Raw genomic sequence first — 23,220 nt, 5'->3', positions numbered from 1 at the left:
CGTCCCCGTCGGAACAGCCGACGACGTCCCGCACAGTGAATCCCACACCACCATTCCCAAGGGAGATCCATGTCCAATCCCAGCACCAAAGGCGTGCCCCCAGTGTCCAGGAAAGTGATCGGCCTGGCCGTCGCTGGAGCGGTGGGCGGCTTCCTTTTCGGCTTCGATTCTTCCGTGGTCAACGGTGCCGTGGATGCCATGAAGGCCGAATTCCTGATGAGCGAGGCCGTCACGGGCTTTGCTGTCGCCGTCGCCTTGCTGGGGTGCGCCCTGGGAGCCTACCTGGCCGGCAAGGTCGCCGACCGCTACGGCCGCATTCCGGCCATGAAGATCGGCGCCCTCCTGTTCCTGGTGAGCTCCATTGGTACAGGGCTGGCATTTGGTGTGTGGGACCTGATTTTCTGGCGCCTGGTTGGGGGCTTGGGCATCGGCCTTGCTTCAGTCATCGCACCGGCCTACATTTCCGAGATTTCCCCGCGGCACGTGCGAGGCCGCTTGGCATCGCTCCAGCAGCTCGCCATCACTACCGGTATCTTTGCTGCACTGCTGTCCGACGCCGTCCTGGCCAACTCGGCCGGCAGCGCCGGAAGCACGTTCTGGCTTGGGATGGAAGCCTGGCGCTGGATGTTCATCGCTTGCGCCGTGCCGGCCGCCGTGTACGGCTGGATCGCGTTCCGCCTGCCCGAGTCGCCGCATTTCCTGGTGCTCAACGGCAAGGAAGACCAGGCTAGGACCATCTTCGATACCCTCATCCCCAACGACGATACTGAACGGCACATCCGCGATATCCGCGAATCCATCCAGCAGGACCAACTGTCCACCAAGAAGGGCTCTCTGCGCGGCAAGACATTCGGCCTGCAGGCAGTGGTGTGGATCGGCATCATCCTGTCAGTGCTGCAGCAGTTCGTTGGTATCAACGTGATCTTCTACTACTCCACCACCCTCTGGAAAGCAGTCGGATTCCAGGAGAAGGACTCCCTGACCATCTCGGTTGCCACCTCGGTGACCAACATCTTGGTGACTCTGGTGGCCATCGCGCTGGTGGACCGCATTGGCCGCCGCCCCATCCTGCTGACCGGCTCCATCGGCATGGCTGTCTCGCTCGGCGTCATGGCGTTGGCCTTTTCCTCCGCTGTTGGCACGGGCTCCGAGATCAGCCTCCCCGGCGCTTGGGGCCCGGTTGCCCTCGTGGCGGCCAACGTCTTCGTGATCAGCTTCGGCGCTTCCTGGGGTCCACTCGTCTGGGTGCTGCTTGGCGAGATCTTCCCGTCCCGCATTCGAGCCCGCGCGCTCGGGCTGGCGGCGGCCGCGCAATGGATCGCCAACTTTGCCATCACGCTCAGCTTCCCCATCATGGCGGCGGGTTCGCTGCCACTGACGTACGCCTTGTACGCGGCGTTCGCTGCGGCGTCGTTCTTCTTTGTGATGTTCAAGGTTCCCGAGACGAACGGGATGTCGCTGGAGCAGGCCGAGACGCTATTCGTTCCCAAGGGCGCACCGGTAGTGCCGCTGCCGGTGACGTCCAACGAGCCCAAGTAGCGCGAAAAAGCCCGACGGATTCCGTCGGGCTTTTTCCTGCTTAAGGGGACGGCTACACGAGGTGCGGTTCGTGCGACTTCAGGTAACTGCGGCCGCCGAAGGCAATGAGAATCGCGATCACCATGGCAACAGCACCGGCAAAGAAGGGCACCTGCGGTCCAAAGTGCTCGCCCAGCTGGGCCGCGGCGAATGGAGCCAGCGCACCACCCATCCATCGCACAAAGTTGTAACCTGCGGATGCGACGGGTCGCGGAGAATCGGAGACGCCCATGGCCAGTTCGGTGTAAATCGTATTGTTGATGCCCAGCAGGGCACCTGCCACGATCACAAGCACGACGACGGCAGTCACCGAGTGCCCGGCAGCAAGGCCCAGCCCAATGAGGTCGAGCATGAGCGCGGCCAAAGTGCCGGTCAGGACCTTTACGGCGCCGAAGCGCTTCTGCAGCACGGGAGCCACGAACACCGAGAACACGGCAACGGCAACGCCCCAACCGAAGAACACTCCCCCGATGCCGTATGCGTCCATGCCGAGGATGAACGGCGTGAAGGCGAGGATGGTGAAGAAGCCGTAGTTGTAGAACAAGGCGCTTGCTGCCGTGGTGCTGAGGCCCTTGTGTCCCAGCGCAAGGAGCGGATCCCGCAGACGTGACTTCCTGGCGGGAGCGGGCGTCTTGGGAAGCAAAGCCAGCAGTGCGATAAAAGCAGCAGCCATGAGGACCGCGGTTCCAAAGAACGGTGCCCGCCACTGCCAGCCGCCCAACAATGCCCCAAGAAGCGGGCCCAGCGAGATACCCAGGCCGAGCGCCGCTTCGTAGAGAATGATGGCCGTTCCGGTCCCACCACTGGCCACGCCAACGATCACGGCGAGCGCGGTCGCGACAAAGAGGGCGTTGCCCAATCCCCAACCAGCACGGAAACCCACCAACTGCTCAACACTGCCGGACAAACCGGACAACGATGCGAACACCACGATCACGGCCAGCCCGATCAGTAGCGTCTTCTTCCCGCCGATACGCGAGGACACGAAGCCGCTGATCAACATCGCAATCGCCGTCACCAGGAAGTAGCTCGTAAAGAGCAAGGAAACTTCGCTGGTGGACGCGTCCAGGTTCTTGGCGATTGCCGGCAGAATCGGGTCCACAAGTCCGATGCCCATGAACGCGAACACGGCAGCGAGCGCAGTGGCCCACACGGCCTTCGGCTGTTTGAGGAACGAAGCCTTTTCAGCTTCGAGGGTGGTTTCGGTAGTTGTGTCGGCGCTTTCTGAAGCGTCAGCCAGTTGGCGTGACATTCAAGGGCTCCTTGTCGGTGCGTTTAGTTCTGATTAGTTCTGGAATGAGCTGTTGAGCTTGCTGATGATGGGGAGCGCCGCGGCGAGCTGCTCGATTTCATCGCTGCTGAGCTCTTGGAGCAATTCGGCCACCATCGCGTTTCGGCGTTGGTTGGCAGATTCGACGGCGGCGGTCCCGGCTTTAGTGATGACCACCTGGACTGCGCGGGAATCGTTGACGTCGGGCTGCCTGCTGACGAGGCCTGAGCGTTCGAGTTTGATGATCTGCTCGGTGGCGCTGGGGACCTTGATCCCCAGGTTCTTGGCGATGTCACCCACGCGGAGTCCGCCGTCGGAAATCATCGAGAGCAGGCTGAGCTGCGCTGCGGTGAGTTCACCTTCCGGATCCAGGCGGCGGAACATGTACACGCCCAGGCGCAGTGATTCGCGGAATTGCTGCGCTATATGGAGAAGCCGGGGGTCGGAAGCCGAAGTGCTCGTCATATTTAGGTAGCCTAATAGTTAGGTGCCCTAAGAGTCAAGCGTAAGCAGGTCAAAGCTTCAGCTTCATGCCCTCATGGCTAGCGACAAAACCCAATCGCTCGTAGAAACGATGTGCAGCCGCGCGGGACTTGTCAGTGGTCAGCTGGACCAGGGAGCATCCCCGCGCCCGCGCCTGATCGATCGCCCACTGGATCATGAGCGCGCCCACCCCCTGCCCGCGGAGCGCATCGTCCACACGGACCGCCTCGATCTGGGCACGCAACGATCCCCTGCGCGACAGGCCTGGGAGATAGCTGAGCTGGAAAGTGGCAACGACCTCCCCGCCGAGTTCGCCCACCACCAAAAGGTGGGCGGGGTCGCCGTCGATCATTTCAAAAGCACGCTCGTACGGCGCAAGGTCGTCCAGATTTTCGCGGGTAGCGCCCAACTGATCATCTACCAGCAACGCAAGGATTCGCGGCAAATCAGCCTTGGTAGCGCGTCGAAGACTAAAGGTTCCGGAGTCGACGTCGGCAGTCATCAAAGCGGGCGCGGCGGCAGGGTCTGTGGTCACCACCCCAGCATGCCATTTCATTCAGAACTCAGTATTGCTAAGTACCGGTACTTAGTTGTACTATGTAGTGGTAGCTAGTAATACTGAGTAGTGAAGGAGGTGTCCGATGGGCAAGCAGATGACGGAGATGCTCAAAGGCACATTGGAGGGCATTGTGCTGGCCCTCCTGACCGGAAAGGCAGCGTACGGATACGAGATCACCACACTGCTCCGGGAGCAGGGCTTCACCGAGATCGCTGAGGGCACTGTGTACGCGCTGCTCGTCAGGATCGAACAAAAGGGGCTGGTGGACGTCGAAAAGCGCCCGTCCGAAAAGGGACCACCCCGCAAGGTGTACACGCTCAACGCGCAGGGCAAAAACGAACTGGACGAATTCTGGAACACCTGGAGCTTCTTGTCCGAACGGCTTGAAGAGCTCCGCAAGGAAGGAAACTGACATGGCAGCAAAATGGATCGAACTGGTCACCGGATCACTCGAGCAGAAGAAGCAGTACAAGCAGGCCAAGGCGCGGCTGGATGCCCTGCCCGAGCCTTACCTCACCGTGGCCACAGCCTTCAACCGGTACCTCATGTACTACGGCGGGGTTACCGAAGGGGACACCATGGTGCAGATGTTCACTGATCTCGCGGATCTGTGGGAACGCGCCGCCATCGACGGAACGCCCGTGAGCGAGATCGTGGGCGAAGATCCGATCGAATTCGCGGAGGCCTTTGCCCAAGCCTACGGCGGAAAGCGCTGGATTGATAAGGAACGCGAGCGCCTCACAAAGGCTGTCGATAAAGCTAAGGAGGCTGAATCATGACCACAACGGCAATCCGGGTAGAAGGTATTGAGAAGTCCTACAAGGATCTCCATGTTCTGCGCGGGGTGGATTTTGAGGTAGCGTCGGGCAGCATTTTCGCCCTCCTCGGCTCCAACGGAGCGGGCAAGACCACCATGGTGAAGATCCTGTCCACCCTGCTGAAAGCCGACGCCGGCGCTGCCGCCGTCGACGGTTTTGATGTTGCCACAGAATCGCTCCAAGTAAGGCAGTCCATCAGCCTGACCGGGCAGTTCGCCGCAGTGGACGATGTGCTGTCCGGCAAGGAGAACCTGATCCTGGTAGCGAAACTGCGACACCTGAAAAACCCAGGCATGATCGCCGACGAGTTGCTGGCTCAGTTCAGCCTCACTGAGGCAGGAGCCCGCAAGGTGTCGACATACTCCGGCGGCATGCGTCGCCGACTGGATATCGCCATGAGCCTGATCGGCAACCCCAAGGTAATTTTCCTGGACGAGCCGACCACCGGCCTTGACCCCGAAGCCCGCCTCGAGGTGTGGCAGATCGTCAAGAACCTCGCGAACCAAGGGACCACGGTCCTGCTCACCACCCAGTATCTGGATGAAGCTGAGCAACTCGCGGACCGGATTGCCATTCTGCATGAAGGACGCATTATTGCGAACGGCACCCTGGTCGAGCTCAAGCAACTGCTGCCGCCGGCCAAGATCGAGTATGTCGAGAAGCAGCCGAGCCTGGAGGACATTTTCCTCGCCTTGGTTGGCACTGGTAACAACGAGTCAGTAAAGGACAGGTCATGAGCACCCACTTCTTCGCCGACACGTCCGTGCTGCTGGGCCGCTCAATGCGGCACATCTTCCGCAGCGTGGACACCATCATCACCACAGCGATCACTCCGATCGCCCTCATGTTGTTGTTCGTCTACGTATTCGGTGGCGCCATCAGGACCGATACGGACAACTACGTGAACTACCTCCTGCCGGGCATCATGCTGATCGCCATCGCGTCCGGCATCGCCTACACGGCAGTCCGGTTGTTCACGGACATGCAGAGCGGCATCTTCGAGCGCTTCCAGTCCATGCCGATCGCACGCTCTTCGGTTCTGTGGGCCCACGTTCTCACTTCGCTGGTAGCCAACGGGCTCTCGCTGGTGATCATCGTGGCCGTGGCCCTCCTTATGGGATTCCGGACTTCGGCAAGCGTGCTGGACTGGCTGGCAATTGCGGGAATCCTGGCGCTCTTTACCTTGGCGCTCACCTGGATCGCCATCATCGCGGGCCTCTCCGCGAAGTCCGTGGATGGTGCCGGCGGGTTCTCCTACCCGCTGATCTTCCTGCCGTTCATCAGCTCGGCCTTTGTCCCCACGGAAACCATGCCTGGCCCGGTCCGCTGGTTCGCTGAAAACCAGCCCGTGACGTCCATCGTGAACACCATCCAGGATCTGTTCGCACAGCGACCCGTGGGCGGCGACATCTGGGTTGCCCTGGCCTGGTGTCTGGGGATCCTCGTGCTCGCCTATGCATTCGCGGCGGCCGCGTATCGGAAGCAGATCGCCTAAGGGCCGCGGTATAAACCAGGCCTAAGCTCCCCTTTTCCACAGGGGAGCTTTCGCCGTGAGTGTCGATTAGCAATTGGTCAGACATTAGCTATAGCTTTATCGAAACAGATTTGTAACGGCCGTCACCATTTTGGCCGGGTCTTCGAAGGGTTCTTGAACTAATGTCCGATCAGACAACACAGGCGCAGACCGGCGTCTCCAGCAGGGACAGCGAGCCCCATCTGTCACGCTCGCTCAGCAACCGCCACATCCAGCTCCTGGCCATCGGCGGGGCCATCGGAACGGGCCTCTTCATGGGCTCGGGCAAAACCATCTCCGTGGCTGGACCCTCCGTGATCTTCGTGTACATGATCATCGGCTTCATGCTCTTCTTCGTCATGCGCGCCATGGGCCAGCTCCTGTTGTCCAACCTGAACTACAAGTCCTTCAGCGACTTCGCAGGCGACCTCCTTGGGCCCTGGGCGGGCTTCTTCACCGGCTGGACCTACTGGTTCTGCTGGGTGGTCACCGGTGTTGCGGACGTTATCGCCATTGCCGGTTATGCCAATGAGCTGTGGCCAGGCGTTCAACTGTGGGTCCCGGGAATTGCGACCATCATCATCCTGCTCCTCCTGAACCTCCCCACCGTGAAGGCATTCGGCGAAACCGAGTTCTGGTTCGCGCTCATCAAGATCGTGGCAATCGTCGCGCTGATCGTCGTTGGCCTGGTCATGATCTTCACCGGCTTCCAGTCCAACGCCGGCACCGCCAGCTTCACCAACCTCTGGAGCCACGGCGGGTTCTTCCCCAAGGAATTCATGGGCTTTGTGGCCGGCTTCCAGATCGCAGTCTTCGCGTTCGTGGGCATCGAGCTGGTGGGCACTGCCGCAGCCGAAACGAAAAACCCGGAGCACAACCTTCCCCGCGCCATCAACGCCATTCCCCTGCGCGTCATGCTCTTCTACGTAGGCGCCCTCGTGATCCTCATGTCCGTCACCCCGTGGACCGAGTTCAAGGCAGGCCACAGCCCGTTCATCGCCATGTTCTCCCTGGCAGGCCTGGGCATGGCAGCGACAGTGGTCAATCTCGTGGTGCTCACCTCGGCCATGTCGTCAGCCAACTCGGGCATCTACTCGACCTCGCGCATGGTGTTCGGCCTGGCCAACGATGGCGACGCCCCCAAGGTCTTCGGCCGGCTCTCCAGCCGCAAAGTACCCCAGAACGCACTGTTCCTTTCCTGCGTCCTGCTGCTGGCCGGCGTCGTACTCCTCTACGCGGGCAAGGACGTCGGCGCAGCGTTCGACATGGTGACCACGGTGTCCGCGGTCTGCTTCATGTTCGTTTGGTCCATCATCCTTGTCAGCTACCTCGTGTACCGCAAGCGCCGTCCCGAGCAGCACGCGGCGTCGCCGTTCAAGATGCCCGGCGGCATTCCGATGGTGTGGGTTGTGTTCGCCTTCTTCGCGTTCCTGGTCTGGGCCCTCACCACGCAGCCGGACACGCTCACGGCCCTGCTGGTGACGCCTATCTGGTTCGCGATTCTTGGCATCGCTTACGCCGTGGTCCGCAAATCGCCGCTTCACCAGGCCCGCGTGGCCGAATGGAAGGCGATGGCGGAAGCCGAAACGGCGGCGGTGCGCTAACCCCCTCCCGATCCTCTCTCACATCCCGCAGGGTTTTGGGCGATGTTCTCTCACATGCCGCGGGTTTCGGGTGAGTTCATCTCGGCTGGGACGGATTGGTCGGAACCCCTTGTGATGGAGGGTTAATCGGCGGTCCCGCAGTTGCGGGGCTGACATGCGAACCCGTGCTGGTTTGGCTGACTTCCGGGGTGGTCGGGGAGCTCGTGCCGCTCGGCTCAGCGCCGTTCTTGAGTGCTTCCAGCCGGTGCTCAAGTACCTGGATGACGGGGAGCCTGCTGCCGTGTGCCCGTTCGTAGCTGAGCAGCTGCTCGATGCCGTTTTGGTCGAGGCCAGAAATGCGCGACGGCAAGGTTCCACTGGGAATATGGTCGTAATCCGCCAAGGGCAACTCACTGTGCTGAGGGATTTCGTTCACTGAAGACCTCCTGTTGTCCGCTGCGGGTCAGCGTCCTGACCGGCAATCAACGTCAGCTAACAATGCCAACGTAGCAGCGTTCGGAGAAGAAAATAAGGCTGCTGATCTTTTCGGAGGAGCGGTATAACGGTCGACGTCGGCACCCAAGGGTTGGGTGCCGACGTCGCGCTTTTCGTATGTGAGAGAACGTCCGCCAAAAAGCCGCAGGACGTGAGAGAACGTCGGCCGAAAAGCCGCAGGACGTGAGAGAAGAATCAGGCTTCGGCTTTGCGGTCCTCTATGAGCTTCTGGATCGCCGGGAACAGCGGGTGCGACGGCGGAAGTTCCGTAATGCGCTCGACGGCGGCAGCCGCGTCCAGTTCGGAGAGCATGTTGGCGAGTTCCACGGCTTCGTCGTCGGATCCGTCGTCGAAACGAAGGGCGGCCGACATCGCCTCCAGTAACGCGACCGGAGTTACACCACGCTCGGCAAGCTCAGCCGCTGGTCCGACAAACCGCTCGTGCCGACCAAGCTTCCGCAGCGGTGCCCGGCCGACGCGAACCACGGTATCCGGCAGGTACGGGTTGGTGAAGCGGGACAGGATCTTCTGCACGTACGCTTCCTGCTCTGCCTCCACGAATCCGTGCTTGGCCACGAGCAGTTCCTTGGTCTCTTCCAGCACAGCCCTGACCTTCGCTGCCACGGACGGATCAGCCATGGCCTCGGAGATCTTCTCCAGGCCCGCCGCGTACCCGAAGTACGCAGCAGAAGCGTGGCCGGTGTTCACCGTGAACAGCTTGCGCTCGATGTACGGGCCAAGCTCGTCCACGAAAGTGGCTCCAGGAATGACGGGGACGCGATCACCAAACGGGGTGCGGTCGATGACCCATTCGTAGAACGTCTCCACCGTGACATCCAGGCCTTGGCCCGGCTCCTGATTCGGGACAATGCGGTCCACTGCCGTGTTGGCAAAGACAGCCGCGGAGTCCAAATCAGCCGCGGAGTCGTCCCAGGCCGCACGGACCTCCACTTCCAGGAGGTGCGTCGCGTTGATGGCGTTCTCGCACGCCATCACCTGCAACGGTGGCAACGAAGGCTCCCGTGCTGCCAGCCCACGCGCGATCACCGGCGCTACGAACTTCAGGATGTGCGGCCCCACCGCGGTGGTAACCACATCCGCCGTCGAGATTTCCTCAACAACGGCATCTTCCTGCGTACTCGAGTTCAGCGCACGGAACCCGTCCACGGTTTTGACCGCCGGGTTCTCGCCCACCTCATGGACGTCGTAGCTGCTGGCGGAGGCGAGCTGGCTGATCAGTGCATCCGCAACATCCGCGAACACCACCTCGTAGCCGGCTTCGTGCAGCAACAGCCCCACGAAGCCGCGTCCGATGTTGCCTGCCCCAAAATGGACTGCCTTCACTATGCGTTGACCTTTCCGAACAGCTCCAGCACTTCCTCAACCGTGGTCGCTTCCTCCAGCTGGGCCACCTGGGCTTTGTTGGTGAAGATCTTGGCGATAGAGGACAGGATGTGGAGGTGCTCATTGTTAAGGCCAGCCACGCCGACCACGAACTTCACTTGCTTGCCACCCCAGTCGATGCCCTCCGGGTACCGAATGATGGAAACGGCCGAGTGCCTGATGTGCTCCTTGGCATCGTTGGTGCCGTGCGGGATCGCCAGGAAGCTGCCCATATACGTGGACACGGATTCCTCGCGTTCGTGCATGGCGTGCACGTAGCTGACATCCACGGCGCCGCGGTCCAGCAGGAGCTGCCCGGCTTCGTCGATCGCAGCATCACGGTCGTGCGCCATTCCGTTCAGCACAACGCTTTCGGGGAGCAGTACTTCCTTACCCCCGACGGCGGGAGCTGGCTCGGCGGCATGGGCACCGTGGGCGGGGGCTGCTGTTGCTTCAACAGCTCCGTCGGCATACGCGGCGGCCGGGCCTTCGGTGTTACTCGTCTTGACCAGCTCAACGATTTCGTCGTACTTCGGGCTGTTCATGAAGTTGTCCACCGAGTAGTGCACTGCGCTGGCTGTCCGGGGCTGGGCGCGTTCGGTGAGGTCTTCGTGGGTAACGACGACGTCGTAGGTATCGCTCAGGTTGGCGATGGCCGAGTTGGTGACCTTGACCTCCGGGAAGCCAGCGGCCTTGATCTTGTTGCGCAGGACCGAGGCCCCCATTGCGCTGGAGCCCATCCCGGCGTCGCAGGCGAACACGATGTTCTGAACGGGGCGGGTAAGAACGGTGCCGCTACGATCGCTTGCCCGGTCCCCCACCCTGTCGCCAACCAAGGCTGAAGATACGGAACTCTTCTTGCCCTTCATGGCTTCCATGCGGGATGTGGCTTCGGTGAGATCGTCCTCGCCCTTGTCCTTGGAGGTGCGCAGGATCAGTGAAGCAATCAGGAAGGAAACAGTAGCTGCCAGGACTACGGCCAAGATCACGCCGACATAGCTGTCACGGGAGGTCTGGGCGATCACGGCGATGATGGATCCTGGTGCGGCGGGAGCCACGAGGCCGGAGTTGGTGATGGCCAGGGTTGCGATACCCGTCATGCCGCCGCCGATGGCAGCGAGGATCAGGATGGGCTTCATCAGGACGTACGGGAAGTAGATCTCGTGGATGCCACCGAAGAACTGGATGATTGCAGCACCTGGAGCGGATGCCCGCGCTGCGCCACGGCCGAAGAACATGTAGGCCAGCAGGATACCGAGGCCTGGGCCGGGGTTCGCTTCGAGCAGGAACAGGATGGACTTGCCGTGATCCAGGGACTGCTGAATGCCCAGTGGGGTCAGCACACCGTGATTGATGGCGTTGTTGAGGAAGAGAACCTTGGCAGGCTCAATGAAGATACTGGTCAGAGGGAGCAGGCCATTGTTGACCAGGAACTCGACAACGGTCCCAGCGCCTTCGGTGAATCGCTTGACAACCCATGAGAGGCCATAGAAGCCACCCAAAGCCAACGCTGCACCCCAGATACCGGCGGAGAAATTGTTGACCAGCATCTCGAAGCCCGGCCGGATCTTGCCATCCCAGAGGCGGTCAAGTTGCTTCATGGTCCATCCACCCAGCGGGCCCATGATCATGGCCCCGATGAACATTGGCGAGTCCGTACCCGCAATGACACCCATGGTGGCGATGGCGCCCACCACGCCGCCCCGGACGTCATAAACCATCCGGCCACCGGTATAGGCAATCAGGATCGGAAGCAGATACTTGACCATGGGGCCAACGATGCCCATGTTGGGAACTCCCTCGGCATTTGTGCCGAAACCGCCCAGTTCCGCGACCGGAATCCAGCCTACTTTGATGAACAGGGCTGTGATGAGGCCCCAGGCGATGAAGGCGCCAATGTTGGGCATAATCATGCCGGACAGGAATGTTCCGAACTTTTGGACACCAACCCGCATGCTGGTGCGGGGCTTCGCAACTGACTCTGTTGCCATGTGAATTCCTAACGTGTGTCCCGCGGCGGCGCGGGGTCAGTCGATATAGATCGAGAGAGAACAGCCTTAGGAGCTGCTGGAAATGCGGTGAAGCCACTCAAGGAAGAGCTTCAATTCAGAGCTGGAAAGTTGGTCCGAATGCGAGGCCTGCAGTGCCGCATTCAGGGCGATTGCCGCAACAACCACGGAGGACTTACCGGAGTCCTCCGGTGCGGCGCCACGGGCGGTATCCGTGGAGACGGCGAAAATCATGGAATCCCGGGTCATCGTTGAGAGCTCGAGGTTCCTTTCTTCCACCGGTTCGGCGATGAGCATGAGCGTTACACCCACGTTGGCCGCGAGGATGCTTCGTGCCGCTTCGCGGGGCGGCACGTTGATCTGACCGGCGATGGCGGCTTTGTTCAGCATTTCTTCCAGAAGCGCTTCAGCATCGGCCACGATTGCCGGGCGGCTTTCCGGTCTGATATTGCCAAACATCACCAGATACAGGTGGGGTTGGGTCAGCCCGAACTGGACGTGGTTGTCCCACATCCGCCGGACATCTTCCAAGGGCTCCCCGGACGGGGCAAAGTCCCGCTCCCCCGCCACGTACTCTTCAAAGCCGGCGGAAACGACGGCGTCGAACAGTCCTTCTTTGTCTCCAAAGTGGTGGTAGAGCGTTGGGGCCGTAACCCCGGCCAACGCTGTGATCTGGCGCGTAGAGACCGCTGACCCTTCCGAACTTGCCAGCAATTCAGCAGCTGCACGGAGCAACCGAATTTTTGGCGGAAGCTGGTCATCGAAACTCATAACCGCTACCCTAGCACCTATAGCGTTGCTATATGAAGTGGCTCACAACAGAATTTTGTAGGCTAATTTCGCAGGCTCGTGGTGCCGTCGCCGCCGGGTCTGAACCAACACGCAGGAACAGAGGATTCAGTGCAGAATTTCCAAGGAGTAGGGGTAAGCCCTGGCCGCATCATTGGTTCCGTCCGCCAGATGCCCAAACCCGTGAGTGAACCGCCGTCGGGCGAGCGGTTGGCCGCAGACGTCAGTCCGGAGGACGCCGTCGCGGGCTTGAAAGCCGCAGCGCAATCCGTCCATGACGAACTCAAGGGGCGCGCGGATTCTGCCTCCGGCGACGGCAAGGCCGTCCTCGAGGCCACCGCCCTCATGGCCAAGGACACCATGCTCCTGAAATCGGCGGCCAAGCTCATCAACGCGGGTTCGTCCGCCGAAAGGGCCATCTGGGAAGCCGGCGCCTCCGTTTCCGAAATGCTGCACAACCTGGGCGGCTACATGGCCGAACGCGCCACCGACGTGCTGGACGTGCGCGCCCGCATTGTGGCTGAGCTGCGGGGAGTCCCCGCGCCAGGCATCCCTTCATCGGAGACGCCCTTCATATTGCTCGCGGAAGACCTCGCCCCTGCAGACACAGCAACCCTTGACCCTGAGAAGGTGCTGGCCCTGGTGACCTCGGGCGGCGGACCGCAGTCGCACACGGCGATCATCGCCCGCTCACTGGGCTTACCGGCTGTGGTCGCCGCTCATGGCGTGGATTCTGTTGCAGATGGCAGCGAGGTTTACGTGGACGGGGCCGCTGGCCTCGTGGTTGTCTCCCCGTCGGAGGAGCAGCGTTCATTTGCGGCAGCCTGGGCGGAAACGTCCGCTACGCTGGCCGCCTTCGACGGAAACGGCACGACGGCGGACGGCCACTTGGTCCCGCTTCTCGCCAACGTGGGTGGGGCCAAGGATGCGGTGGCAGCAGCGGGCCTCGGCGCCCAGGGTGTTGGCCTGTTCCGCACCGAGTTCTGCTTCCTCGAGCGCGACACCGAGCCCTCTGTCGACGAACAAGCCGCAGCGTACAAGGCTGTGTTTGACGCGTTCCCGGGCAAGAAAGTAGTGCTGCGGACCCTCGATGCCGGCGCGGACAAGCCCCTCCCCTTCCTCACCGACGCCACCGAACCCAACCCTGCCCTTGGTGTTCGCGGCTACCGGACAGACTTCACCACGCCGGGCGTTTTGGAACGCCAACTCGAAGCCATTGCCCGGGCCGCTTCGGAATCCGAAGCCGACGTCTGGGTCATGGCCCCGATGATCTCCACGGCTGCGGAGGCCGGTCGGTTCTCCTCATTGTGTGCTGCTGCCGGCATCCAAACCCCGGGTGTCATGGTGGAAGTTCCCTCCGCCGCTTTGACCGCCGCCTCCGTGCTCCGGGAAGTTGGCTTCGCTTCACTGGGCACCAACGACCTCACCCAGTACGCCATGGCCGCCGACCGCCAACTCGGGCCCCTCGCGGAACTGAACACTCCGTGGCAGCCCGCGGTCCTGAGGCTGGTGCAGCTCACAGTGGAAGGTGCAGCGCAGGAAGCATCAGGCCGGGAAGGCACCAGCAAACCCGTGGGCGTCTGTGGCGAGGCAGCCGCGGACCCGGCCCTCGCCGTCGTACTTACCGGACTGGGCGTCAGCACGCTGTCCATGACCGCGCGCTCGCTGGCCGCCGTCGGGACTGTGCTGAAAACCGTCACCCTGGAGCAGGCGCAGGAACTCGCCCGGCTGGCCCTCACCGCGCCGAGCGCTACCGAGGCCCGCGACTGGGTCCGGGCCAAGCTCCCTGTGCTCGAAGAGCTCGGCCTTTAATTTTCGCTTCCGACCATAAGGAGAAACCCATGCCCGAACGCACAGCCACCATCGCCAGCCGCTCCGGCCTGCACGCCCGGCCCGCCGCCTTGTTCGCCGAAGCGGCAGGTGAGCAGCCGGTGGAAGTCACCATTGCCATGCAGGGCGAACCCGCCGATGAAGCTCTCGACGCCGCCAGCATCCTCTCGCTCATGACGCTCGGTGCCGCTAAGGGCGACGTCGTCGTGCTGCGGGCCGAGGGCGACGGCGCCGACGCTGCCCTGGACGCGCTGGTGGCGTTGCTGGAGACGGATTTGGACGCGGTGTAGTTCTTGCGCGGCGGGTTCGGCTGCCCGATTCGATGATGCGCTGCGCATCATGCCGTGCGCACGGCACAGTGCGCAGGGAAGCAGCGAAATGGGTGACTCGGCGAGCCTCATCAGGGTACCTTCGGGCTATGAGATGTGCCCGATTCGATGATGCGCTGCGCACTAGACGGTAGGAGTCGTCTGGTCTGCAGCGAGTCATCGAATCGGGCTCGCCCGGCCTATGGCAGCGCGGACACCACCACGTCTTGGTAGGCCGCACGTCCGTCGAACACGTTGACGCCGACCTTGCCCGATGTGAGCGCCGAGTCCGTGACATCGATCAGCTGCGTTCCATCAACAGAGACGGTGATCCTGTTGCCAACAATCGACGTGTCCAGGGCATAGCTCACCCCATGGCCCAAGGCCGCCGGAACGCTCGCGAGCACCGAAAACACGCCGTTATTCAACGAGAACACCCGCGCCACGCGGAGATTCGGGTCCAGATTCACGTAATAGGCGCTGGATCCATCGGCGGAGGATCTGAGCAACACCGAACCCGCGCCGCCGTACCCTTTCTCCGGAGCCAAGTCCCGGTTCAGCGTCTCGCCGGCAAAGGCTTCGCCGCCGAACTTCACCGTTGCCTGCACCCGCACATTGGTGAATGCGGCTGCGCTCATGGCCGTCGAGTCTTTGTCGAACGTACCTGCCAGGCCTGCGCCTGTGCTCTCCCATTTGCCGCCGGGGACCACTGAATATGTGCCAAGGTTGTGGCGAGCCGTCCCACCCGCGGCAGGCAAAACGTTCGACGGCGGCGCGGTGGTCAGGCGGGCCGTGTCGCTGAGCTGGTGTACTTTGACGGACACCAGCCGGGCATTCCCTCCGGTGGCTGTGAAGGACAGGCCTGTGGAGGAAGGGTCGGGAAAGATCAGCGAAGTGATGGCCGCTGTACCGTCCCCACCGAAGACTTCCACCGAGGATGCGTCCACCAGGATTCGGAGCTTCACGCGACGCTCGGAACCCACCACAGTGGAGCTCCAGGGTGCTGTGGAATTGTCCGCTGCGGAACCCGCGAAGTACCGGGTGAAGTCCTCGCGTCCGGCATTGCCGCGATCCACGGTGAGTGCGGCAGCACCGGCGTCGAACTTTACTGTTGTTTCTTGAGCGGGAGTACCAGTTGAGCCGGTCCCTTTCCTCAGCCCGAACGCGAAGGACGTGGCACCACCGGAAGAAGGAATCCCAACCTCCGCTTCGAGCTCGAAGGAGCGGCCCGAAGCACCCGCGAGAGCGTTCGCGGAGCTCGGCGTCACAGTGACATCGGAGGCCTGCCAGGTTGACGTGCGCAGCGACTCTACCTCCACAACGGGAGCCTGCGTCAGCCGGAGCCCGGCGCCGTCAACGTTAGCGAGTTTGAGCTCGCGGGGGATGGACAGTTGACCATTCCAGCGGCCTGTGGGCGGGCTGAACGCATAGTCCCAGTTGCTCATCCAACCGATCATGATCCGTCGGCCATCGGGCGCGCCGAAGAAGCTCATTGCTGCGTAGTAGTCCCGGCCATGGTCAGCCTGCAATACCTGCGAAGCGGTGGTGTCGGGCATAAATGCTGTACCGTTCCACGCGCCCGTCACGTATTGCGCCGCGGAGCCGTTGGTAGAGCGAACCGCTCCAGTACTCCACCACAGCACCCAGCGCTTGACGCCGGACTGTCCCTCCACAGGCATTTCGAAGAAGTCCGGGCATTCCCACACGCCCCCGCGAACCCAGTCGCCGTAGCCGAAGGTGCTGGCGAACGTCCAGTGGATGAGGTCTGTGGAGGAGTAGAAGCGGATGTGGTCGCCCGCAGCCACCACCATCACCCATTTACTGGAAGCCGCGTCCCAGGTGACCTTGGGATCGCGGAAGTCCCAACCGCCGTCGGGGCCACCCGGGTTTTCCACCATCGGAGCGGTCTGGACCGTCTGCCAAGTGCGTCCCTTGTCCTTGCTGTAGGCGGCGCGGATGGACTGGTTTCCGTTCCAAGCGTCGTGGTTGAAGCTTGTGTAGTAGGCGATGAGCCCGGATCCGCCGTCGAAGAGGCCGCTGGAATCGGAGGCGTCCACCACCGCCGAGCCGGACCACGACTCCCCCGCGTCCATGTGCGGGAGGGCGATGGGCAGTTGCTTCCAGTGCATCAGGTCTGTGCTGACGGCATGCGCCCAGCGTCCTCGGTCTTGGTGGAAGAGAAGGTATTCGCCGTCGAAAAAGACCAGCCCGTTGGGGTCGGAGCTGTTCCCGGAGTTCTGGCTGTAGTGGTAGCCAGGCTGGTAGAGGCCGTTTATATACTGATTCACATCGTCTGCACGGACGTTCTGGAACCAGGCCGTTCCGGTAGCCAGCAGGACGAAACCCTCTCCGGCGGAGGCCGGTACTGCGCCATTTAGCACGGGCGTGCCATTAATCAACACAGACGCCTCGCTGCCCTGGACGGTGAGCTGGACGCGGTTGAGTTGGCCGGCTTTGAAGCTTGTGGAGGGAAGGTTGCCGGAGTGCAGCAACGCCCCGGTGGCCCGGTTGTACAGCTTCGCCGTACCCGCTCCGGGATCGATGCGGAGTTCGATACCGCCGCTGCCGTCGGCAGTGCTGCGAACTGCCACTGAAGCAGTAGCAGGTGAGGTGACGGTCAGGTCCAAGGAGGCAACGACGTCGGACGCCACCGCCGGGATGAACCGCGCCGCGGTTCCAGTCGCCATCGATACGCGCAGGCCAGCGGAGTCCGGTTCCCACGAACCGGAGGCAACACGCCAACCCTGCAACGATGTCTCAAGGCCGCGAAGCGTCATGCTCTGGAACACGGCGGTGCCATTGAAGGAACCCAGCCCGACATGGCCGGAAGCGTGGGCGGAATCCGTGGCGGTAATAGCCGGGTTGGCGCCGTTCGGGTCCAGGAAGTCGGTCTGCCAGTAGACGGCCAACTGGTTGCCGAGCGCGGTGACCCGAAGGCGATAGACCTGGCCGACGGTGATGGCGGTGGTGAACGTCCCCAGGGTGGCGTTGTCCGAGACCCTGTAGAGGCGCAAACGTCCCGCGTTCGGATCCACCTCCGCGGCGTAACCCGATGTGCCCGAGACGTTGGTGCGGAACAGTGCCGTGCCCACGCCGTACTGTGAGGTGACCTGGATGTCTGTGGAAAAGTCAACGTCTGTGGGCGACTGCCCGGTGGCGATGGCCCGGATGTTGCTGTTCGCCGGTGCGACACCGCGGAAGCCCGTGGCCGAGGCCTGCCAGCCCGTGCCCGTTACAGCCCAGCCGCTGACGTTCGCATCAATGGTCCGCACGCCGGGAGCGCCGAAGGACACGGTCCCGTTGAACGCGTGCAGGCCCACCCGGCCCGATTCGTAGCGGTAGTCCGTGGCGTCAATCCTTTTGATTCCATCGACGGCCACATAGATTCGCGGGCCGTCCACGTGGACATCCACCGTGTAGGCCTGCCCCGTATTCAGCGGGAGGGACACAGGGGTTACAACGTCCTGTCCGGTCGCGAGGTCGAACAACCTCACCCGGTCCAGATTGGGGTCGATCGTCGCGGCGTAACCCGCACCGGCGTCGGGTGTTGCGCGGAAGACGAGCGTCCCCACACCGTAGGGACTCCCGGCGTCGACCTTCACCGAGGCCGTATACCGGGCGGTTCCTGCAACCACTTGCTCGCTGGTCGCCGCCGCATTCTGGCCGGAAGGCGCGACGGCGGTGTACCCGCCCTGCGCTGTCCGGGTCCACGAACCGCTGACTCCGACGACGTCCGGAATGGGGCTCGTGGTGCTGTTGAGGGTGACAGGCGCCGGATCGAGGGCCACCGCTGGAGCAGTGACCCCCGTCCCGGCCAAGCCAACACCAAGGACCGCGGCCGTGAGGCCGGCAACTATTCTCTGATGCATTCAGATCGCCTTTGATCTCAGGGGTGAGAGAGCGTTCGCCAAAACCTCCCATGACGTGAGAGAAGATCGGCGGAAAACGCTCGGGATGTGAGAGAGGGATGGTTTGGCGGCGGTGCTAGGGGAAGAGTTACGGGAAGAGGGGACGCGGGCCTCCCCAGGTGTCGGCCATGGTCCACGCTTCGAAGCTCGCCAGGCTGACGGTGCCCTCTGCCGCTGTCAGGGTCACGCTTTCACCGCCCAGAGTCGGATATATACGAGCCGTGAGCGGCTTTCCATTGGCGAAAATCTCGACGGCGGACCGGTCCACCAGGACGCGCAGGCGCACGCATCCGTCGGGCAACGGGACGGGGCCGGACTTGTCCTCCACATCCACCTCGGAGTCAAGGCTGCTCCGGGTGCGGTCGAGCCGGAGGATGCCGTTTTCGCCCTCAAGAGAGCGGCTGACTTCGATGACCGTCTCCTCAACGCCGTCCCCGGAACCCAGAATGCCCAGTCGCAGCACCGCACCCGGTGCCAACTGCGCGTCCAGCTCAAGGTCCAACTGGTTTCCTGAGACACCGGTATCCACAGGCGTACCGCCCCCGACGAGCACCTTGCCCGGTACGCTCACGTGGTTCCGGCGGAGCTTCTCAACCTCAGGAACCGGCGCAAACTCCAGTGTTCCGTCGTCGGCCAACGTGGTGACCCGCGGCAGGCTCATCACTCCGGACCACCCTGCCTCCACCATGGCGGCATCGCTGCGGCCTTCCTGCATCCACCCGAACATGATGCGGCGGCCTGATTCATCCTCGAACGATTGAGGGGCGTAGAAGAACCGTCCACCGTAGTCGAGCCGGTGCAGGGCAGCGGGCTCGAAGGTGTCCCCCGAGTAGCGTCCAGTCCAATACAACGGGTGGCGGGTGTCGCCGTCGTCCCAGGCAGAGAAAACCAACACATCAGGATCCTCGCCCGCCTCAAGGGAAGCGAGCGGGGCAGAACCCAGAGCACCGCCACCCGCCCTGAACAGGTCCACGCATTCCCACATGGTCCCGGTCCAGTCGGTATCTGCGGGATCGCCCTGGGATGCGTCGCCAATGAACAAAGGACCCACATAGGTCCACGAACGAAGATCCGAGGACTCGTACAAGAACGCCGTCCCACCACGCCCTCGAATGCCCGAGCCAACCAGCTGCCGCCACGTGGTGCCCTCGCGCCACACGCAGTGGTCCCGGTACGCGGTGATCTCGACGCCGGCCGGAGGGGCGGCGATCACCGGGTTTTCGGGCACTTTGGTCCACGTCATGAGGTCAGCAGAGCCCACGGCAACGCAGGCCAGCTCACGCTCGTCGAGTCGTCCCGAGTACACCAAGGTGGGCGTACCGCCGTCGTTCACCAACACACCTGACCAGCAACCGTCCGCGTCCGGACCCGCCGACGGCTCCAAAGCAATTGGCTGGTCCGTCCAGGTGACGAGATCGGTGCTGGTGGCGTGGCCCCACTGGATGCGGTGGTGGAACGCGCCCTCCGGGTTGTACTGGTAGAAGAGGTGGTAGACGCCGTTCCACTGGCTCACGCCATTGGGGTCGTTGAGCCAGCCAGCTGGGGAAACAAAGTGGAATCGCGGCCGGAGAGGATCGGCTTCGGCGCGGGCAACCAGCTCGTCACGCGGAACGGTGGCGAGCGGGTGGGTCAGTTCAGTCATGCGGAAGCCTTCTTGTCTGTCTTTTCGGTCGCCAGGGGTTCAGTCGTCACAGCCGGTACAGCCTCAGCCGGTTCGGTAGCCAGCGCATGTCCGCCCGCCCCAGCCCGCGGCCGGTAGAGGTGGCAGCGCACCCAGTGGCGGTTTTCGGGGTCGCCCACCTGATGGCGTACCGGTTCGGAAGCGGAGCAGGCCTGGTGGGGATCGCCGTCGAAAGCGCAGCCCGTGGAAGCCATGACGGCCTGCCGCAGTTCAGCGCGACGGACAGGATCATAGGAACCTGCGCGCGCCGGGTCCGGAACGGCTGACACCAAGAGTTGCGTGTAGGGGTGGGCCGGGTTGGCCAGCAGGTCCAGGGACTCCCCTTCCTCCACGAGCTCGCCAGCAAACATCACCGCCGTGCGGTCGGCCAGGTAGCGTGCCGAGGCGAGGTCATGGGTGATGTAGAGCATGGAGATGCCTTGCTCGGCGCGGAGTTTCCGCATCAGATTCAGCACGCCGATCCGCACTGACACGTCCAACATGGACGTGGGTTCGTCAGCCAGGATGACCTCCGGCTCCACGGCGAGCGCACGGGCGATCGCGACGCGCTGGCGCTGCCCACCCGAGAGTTCGTGCGGGTAGGAGTTGAGCATGTCCGCCTGCAGGCCAACGGTGGTCATGAGTTCTTCAAGCCGGCGCTGGGTTTCGGACTCCGAACCGCCCTTCCCGTGGATGGCCAAGGACCTCCGCAGGAAGTGCTCAATCCTGTGGGCCGGATTCAGGGAACCGAACGGATCCTGGAAGACCATCTGCAGTTGTGACCGGAAGGCACGTGACGCTTGGAACCGGTCGCGCTTGAGGACGTCGACGCCGTCAACCAGGATCGCGCCGGAGCTCGGCTTTTCGAGCCGGGCAACACAGCGGGCCAGGGTGCTCTTGCCGGAACCGGACTCCCCTACGAGTGCCACGATTTCGCCGCGGCCAATGGTGAGGTCAACGCCGTGCAGGGCGCGTACGGACTGCCGGGAGAACAGGCCTCCGATGGGGAACGATTTGCCCAGACCGCGGACTTCCAGGGCGGGTGTTTCGGAAGCACCGGCGTGGCGCGCCGCACCTTCGATCGCAGGGGACAGTGACGTAGTGGACACGGCAGAGTGGCTCATCGTGCGACTCCTTCCAGGATTGCGGGATCGACCGTGGAAGGGCCGGGCACCATCAGGGCATCCGTACTAAACGGGGCCACCAGATGGCCGGGCGCCACCTCGGTGAGGTCCGGGATGTTCCGGAACTTCACGCCGTCGGGCAGTCCTGTGAGCGGAACTCGAGGACCGGTGAGCGGCGGGAACGCACCCATGAGCGCCTGTGTATAGGGGTGGCGCGGGTTCGCGTAAACGTCCTGCGCCTTGGCAGTTTCCACGATCCGGCCGCCGTACATCACGGCCATGCGGTGCGAGAGCTCCACCATGAGGGACATGTCGTGCGTAATGAAGAGGACGGAGAACCCGAGTTCGCGCTGGAGTTCCTTGATTTGGGCCATGATTTCCTGCTGCACCACAACGTCCAGTGCAGTAGTTGGCTCATCCAGGATCAGCAGCGACGGCTTGAGGGCGACGGCCATGGCAATCACGGCACGCTGCCTCATGCCACCCGAGAGCTGATGGGGGTAGGACTTGAGGCGCGCGGGGTCGATCCTCACGAGCTCCAGCAGATCGCCCGCCCGGCGGAGGGATTCCTTGCGCGAGTAGCCGGCGTGGGTGGTGAAGATGTCCACGATCTGTTCGCCGATGGTCAGCACCGGGTTGAGCGAATTCATGGCTGACTGGAACACCATGGCCACGTCTTGCCACCGGAAACGCCGCAGTTCCTCCGGGCTCATGGCCAGGACGTCCTTGCCACCAAAGGAGATGCTGCCCCCGGCGATCTTGGCGGGATCCTTCAGGAGCCGCATGATCGAGTTGGCGATGGTCGACTTCCCACAGCCCGATTCGCCAGCCAGCCCGAACACCTCACCGGTGCCGATGCTGAAGGAAACGCGATCGACGGCGGTGGTTGAGCGGGTATCGCCCACGTACTTTACGGTGAGGTTCTTGACGTCCAGGACGGGCTCGTGGGAGCCGAAGGAGACTTGGGAGACAGTCACTTGGCGGCGCTCCTTTCGGTGATTGCAGGGGTCTTGGGTGTTTTGATCTTCCGCAGCCGCGGGTTCGTGACCTCGTCCACGGCGTAGTTGATAAGTGCCAGAGCGAAGGCGACTAAAGCGATGCAGACACCGGAGGGAACAAAGACCCACCAGCTTCCAGTCAGCAGGGCGCCTTCATTGCCGGCCCAGAAGAGGTTGTTGCCCCACGAGACCGTGCTGACGTCGCCCAGGCCCAGGAACTCTAGGCCAGCCTGTGCTCCGATGCCGTAGATGACGCAGGCCAGCAGCGTGCCCATGACGATCGAGGCCATGTTCGGCAGGATTTCGCGGAACATGATCCGGCCCGCCCGTTCACCGGACACCACGGCTGCGGCCACGAAGTCCTTGGAACGGATGGACAATGCCTGCGAGCGCAGCACGCGGGCCGAGCCGGCCCATCCCGTGACCACGAGGACCAGGATCACTGTGCCAAGGCCCGGTGGCAGAAAGGCGGCCAGGATGACCAGCAACGGTAGGCCGGGAAGGAGCAGGAAGACGTTGGTCACCAAAGAGAGTGCTTCGTCGATGAACTTGCCGAAGTAGGCAGAAGCCAGGCCCACCAGGATGCCGACGAACGTGGACGCGAAGCCCACAGTCAGTCCAACGAACAGGGAACTCCGCGAGCCGTGAACTGTCAGTGCGAGCACATCCTGTCCCTTGGCGGTGGTGCCCAGCCAGTGCTCGGGGGAAGGTTCCAGGGAGGCCATCCCCGTGATGCGCGATGGGTCGCCAGGGAAGAGCACGGGCGCCAGCAACGCAAGCGCGATGAACACGAACATCACGGCCATGCCCAGCATGGCCTTCTTGTTGGTGAGAAGCCCGTGGACGAAGCTGCGGTTGGGCTTGCGGACAGCCGGGGTTGGAGTTGGCTGCTTCAGAAGTGCGGTTGTCATG

The 23,220-nt window shown here is 62.9% G+C and carries 20 protein-coding genes; 8 read left to right on the top strand and 12 right to left on the bottom strand.

Features of this window, described 5'->3' with window-relative positions; genetic code table 11:
• Positions 1–69: 69 nt before the first annotated feature.
• On the top strand, positions 70–1,539 hold the full coding sequence (locus tag AC1DCM_RS14015; RefSeq protein WP_477518695.1) for a sugar porter family MFS transporter: 1,470 nt from the start codon (positions 70–72) through the stop codon (positions 1,537–1,539).
• Between the two features lie 52 nt (positions 1,540–1,591).
• On the opposite strand, the gene AC1DCM_RS14010 is transcribed toward AC1DCM_RS14015, so the two are convergent.
• Genes AC1DCM_RS14010 through AC1DCM_RS14000 form a run of 3 tightly spaced genes read right to left on the bottom strand, consistent with a single transcriptional unit; the run spans position 1,592 to position 3,887 of the window.
• A complete protein-coding gene (locus AC1DCM_RS14010; RefSeq protein ID WP_477518694.1) occupies positions 1,592–2,830 on the bottom strand; it encodes an MFS transporter in 1,239 nt (412 codons plus the stop codon).
• Between the two features lie 33 nt (positions 2,831–2,863).
• Positions 2,864–3,313: a MarR family winged helix-turn-helix transcriptional regulator gene (locus AC1DCM_RS14005; RefSeq protein ID WP_477518693.1), complete on the bottom strand. Its 450-nt coding sequence runs from the start codon at positions 3,311–3,313 to the stop codon at positions 2,864–2,866.
• Between the two features lie 49 nt (positions 3,314–3,362).
• Positions 3,363–3,887, bottom strand: a complete 525-nt coding sequence (locus AC1DCM_RS14000; RefSeq protein ID WP_477518692.1) for an N-acetyltransferase family protein — start codon at positions 3,885–3,887, stop codon at positions 3,363–3,365.
• A gap of 85 nt (positions 3,888–3,972) precedes the next feature.
• Here AC1DCM_RS14000 and AC1DCM_RS13995 point away from each other — a divergent pair, with 85 nt between their 5' ends.
• The 5 genes from AC1DCM_RS13995 to cycA all read left to right on the top strand — a co-directional run bounded on the left by AC1DCM_RS13995 (position 3,973) and on the right by cycA (position 7,825).
• A complete protein-coding gene (locus AC1DCM_RS13995; RefSeq protein WP_431117042.1) occupies positions 3,973–4,302 on the top strand; it encodes a PadR family transcriptional regulator in 330 nt (109 codons plus the stop codon).
• Position 4,303: 1 nt separating this feature from the next.
• Complete coding sequence (locus AC1DCM_RS13990; RefSeq protein WP_477518691.1) at positions 4,304–4,669, top strand: DUF1048 domain-containing protein; 366 nt, start codon at positions 4,304–4,306, stop codon at positions 4,667–4,669.
• The gene (locus tag AC1DCM_RS13985; protein ID WP_477518690.1) at positions 4,666–5,445 is read left to right on the top strand and encodes an ABC transporter ATP-binding protein; all 780 of its coding nucleotides are present in this window, start codon (positions 4,666–4,668) and stop codon (positions 5,443–5,445) included. The genes AC1DCM_RS13990 and AC1DCM_RS13985 overlap by 4 nt, the downstream gene beginning before the upstream one ends.
• The gene (locus AC1DCM_RS13980) at positions 5,442–6,203 is read left to right on the top strand and encodes an ABC transporter permease (RefSeq protein ID WP_477518689.1); all 762 of its coding nucleotides are present in this window, start codon (positions 5,442–5,444) and stop codon (positions 6,201–6,203) included. Before AC1DCM_RS13985 ends, AC1DCM_RS13980 begins: the two co-directional genes overlap by 4 nt.
• Positions 6,204–6,364: 161 nt before the next feature.
• Positions 6,365–7,825, top strand: coding sequence for a D-serine/D-alanine/glycine transporter (cycA, locus tag AC1DCM_RS13975; RefSeq protein ID WP_477518688.1), 1,461 nt, complete (start codon positions 6,365–6,367; stop codon positions 7,823–7,825).
• A gap of 76 nt (positions 7,826–7,901) precedes the next feature.
• Here the strand turns inward: cycA and AC1DCM_RS13970 are convergent, their stop codons facing one another.
• The 4 genes from AC1DCM_RS13970 to AC1DCM_RS13955 form a co-directional block, all read right to left on the bottom strand.
• A complete protein-coding gene (locus tag AC1DCM_RS13970; protein ID WP_477518687.1) occupies positions 7,902–8,240 on the bottom strand; it encodes a DUF8129 domain-containing protein in 339 nt (112 codons plus the stop codon).
• A gap of 254 nt (positions 8,241–8,494) precedes the next feature.
• Entirely contained in the window at positions 8,495–9,643 is a 1,149-nt protein-coding gene (locus tag AC1DCM_RS13965) for a mannitol-1-phosphate 5-dehydrogenase (protein WP_442019138.1), read from the bottom strand.
• Positions 9,643–11,673: a PTS mannitol transporter subunit IICBA gene (locus AC1DCM_RS13960; RefSeq protein ID WP_477518686.1), complete on the bottom strand. Its 2,031-nt coding sequence runs from the start codon at positions 11,671–11,673 to the stop codon at positions 9,643–9,645. The genes AC1DCM_RS13965 and AC1DCM_RS13960 overlap by 1 nt, the downstream gene beginning before the upstream one ends.
• 66 nt (positions 11,674–11,739) lie before the next feature.
• Positions 11,740–12,462: a TetR/AcrR family transcriptional regulator gene (locus tag AC1DCM_RS13955; RefSeq protein WP_477518685.1), complete on the bottom strand. Its 723-nt coding sequence runs from the start codon at positions 12,460–12,462 to the stop codon at positions 11,740–11,742.
• Positions 12,463–12,591: 129 nt separating this feature from the next.
• On the opposite strand from AC1DCM_RS13955, the gene ptsP reads away from it, so the two are divergent.
• Positions 12,592–14,292 carry a phosphoenolpyruvate--protein phosphotransferase gene (gene ptsP / locus AC1DCM_RS13950; RefSeq protein ID WP_477518684.1) on the top strand — a complete coding sequence of 567 codons (1,701 nt, stop codon included), beginning with the start codon at positions 12,592–12,594 and terminating at the stop codon, positions 14,290–14,292.
• 29 nt (positions 14,293–14,321) lie between these two features.
• A complete protein-coding gene (locus AC1DCM_RS13945; RefSeq protein ID WP_216926282.1) occupies positions 14,322–14,600 on the top strand; it encodes an HPr family phosphocarrier protein in 279 nt (92 codons plus the stop codon).
• 218 nt (positions 14,601–14,818) lie between these two features.
• Here the strand turns inward: AC1DCM_RS13945 and AC1DCM_RS13940 are convergent, their stop codons facing one another.
• The 5 genes from AC1DCM_RS13940 to AC1DCM_RS13920 form a co-directional block, all read right to left on the bottom strand.
• Complete coding sequence (locus AC1DCM_RS13940; RefSeq protein WP_477518683.1) at positions 14,819–18,487, bottom strand: glycoside hydrolase family 32 protein; 3,669 nt, start codon at positions 18,485–18,487, stop codon at positions 14,819–14,821.
• A gap of 127 nt (positions 18,488–18,614) precedes the next feature.
• A complete protein-coding gene (locus tag AC1DCM_RS13935) occupies positions 18,615–20,168 on the bottom strand; it encodes a glycoside hydrolase family 32 protein (protein WP_477518682.1) in 1,554 nt (517 codons plus the stop codon).
• Positions 20,165–21,310 carry an oligopeptide/dipeptide ABC transporter ATP-binding protein gene (locus AC1DCM_RS13930; RefSeq protein ID WP_477518681.1) on the bottom strand — a complete coding sequence of 382 codons (1,146 nt, stop codon included), beginning with the start codon at positions 21,308–21,310 and terminating at the stop codon, positions 20,165–20,167. The genes AC1DCM_RS13935 and AC1DCM_RS13930 overlap by 4 nt, the downstream gene beginning before the upstream one ends.
• Positions 21,307–22,287, bottom strand: a complete 981-nt coding sequence (locus AC1DCM_RS13925; protein WP_477518680.1) for an ABC transporter ATP-binding protein — start codon at positions 22,285–22,287, stop codon at positions 21,307–21,309. Before AC1DCM_RS13925 ends, AC1DCM_RS13930 begins: the two co-directional genes overlap by 4 nt.
• Positions 22,284–23,219 (bottom strand): ABC transporter permease, encoded by a 936-nt coding sequence (locus AC1DCM_RS13920; protein WP_477518679.1) that lies wholly within the window; start codon positions 23,217–23,219, stop codon positions 22,284–22,286. The genes AC1DCM_RS13925 and AC1DCM_RS13920 overlap by 4 nt, the downstream gene beginning before the upstream one ends.
• Between the last annotated feature and the right edge of the window lies 1 nt (position 23,220).

This window comes from Paenarthrobacter sp. 10N417, assembly GCF_056394745.1.
This window is presented reverse-complemented; position numbering and strand designations above follow the sequence as displayed.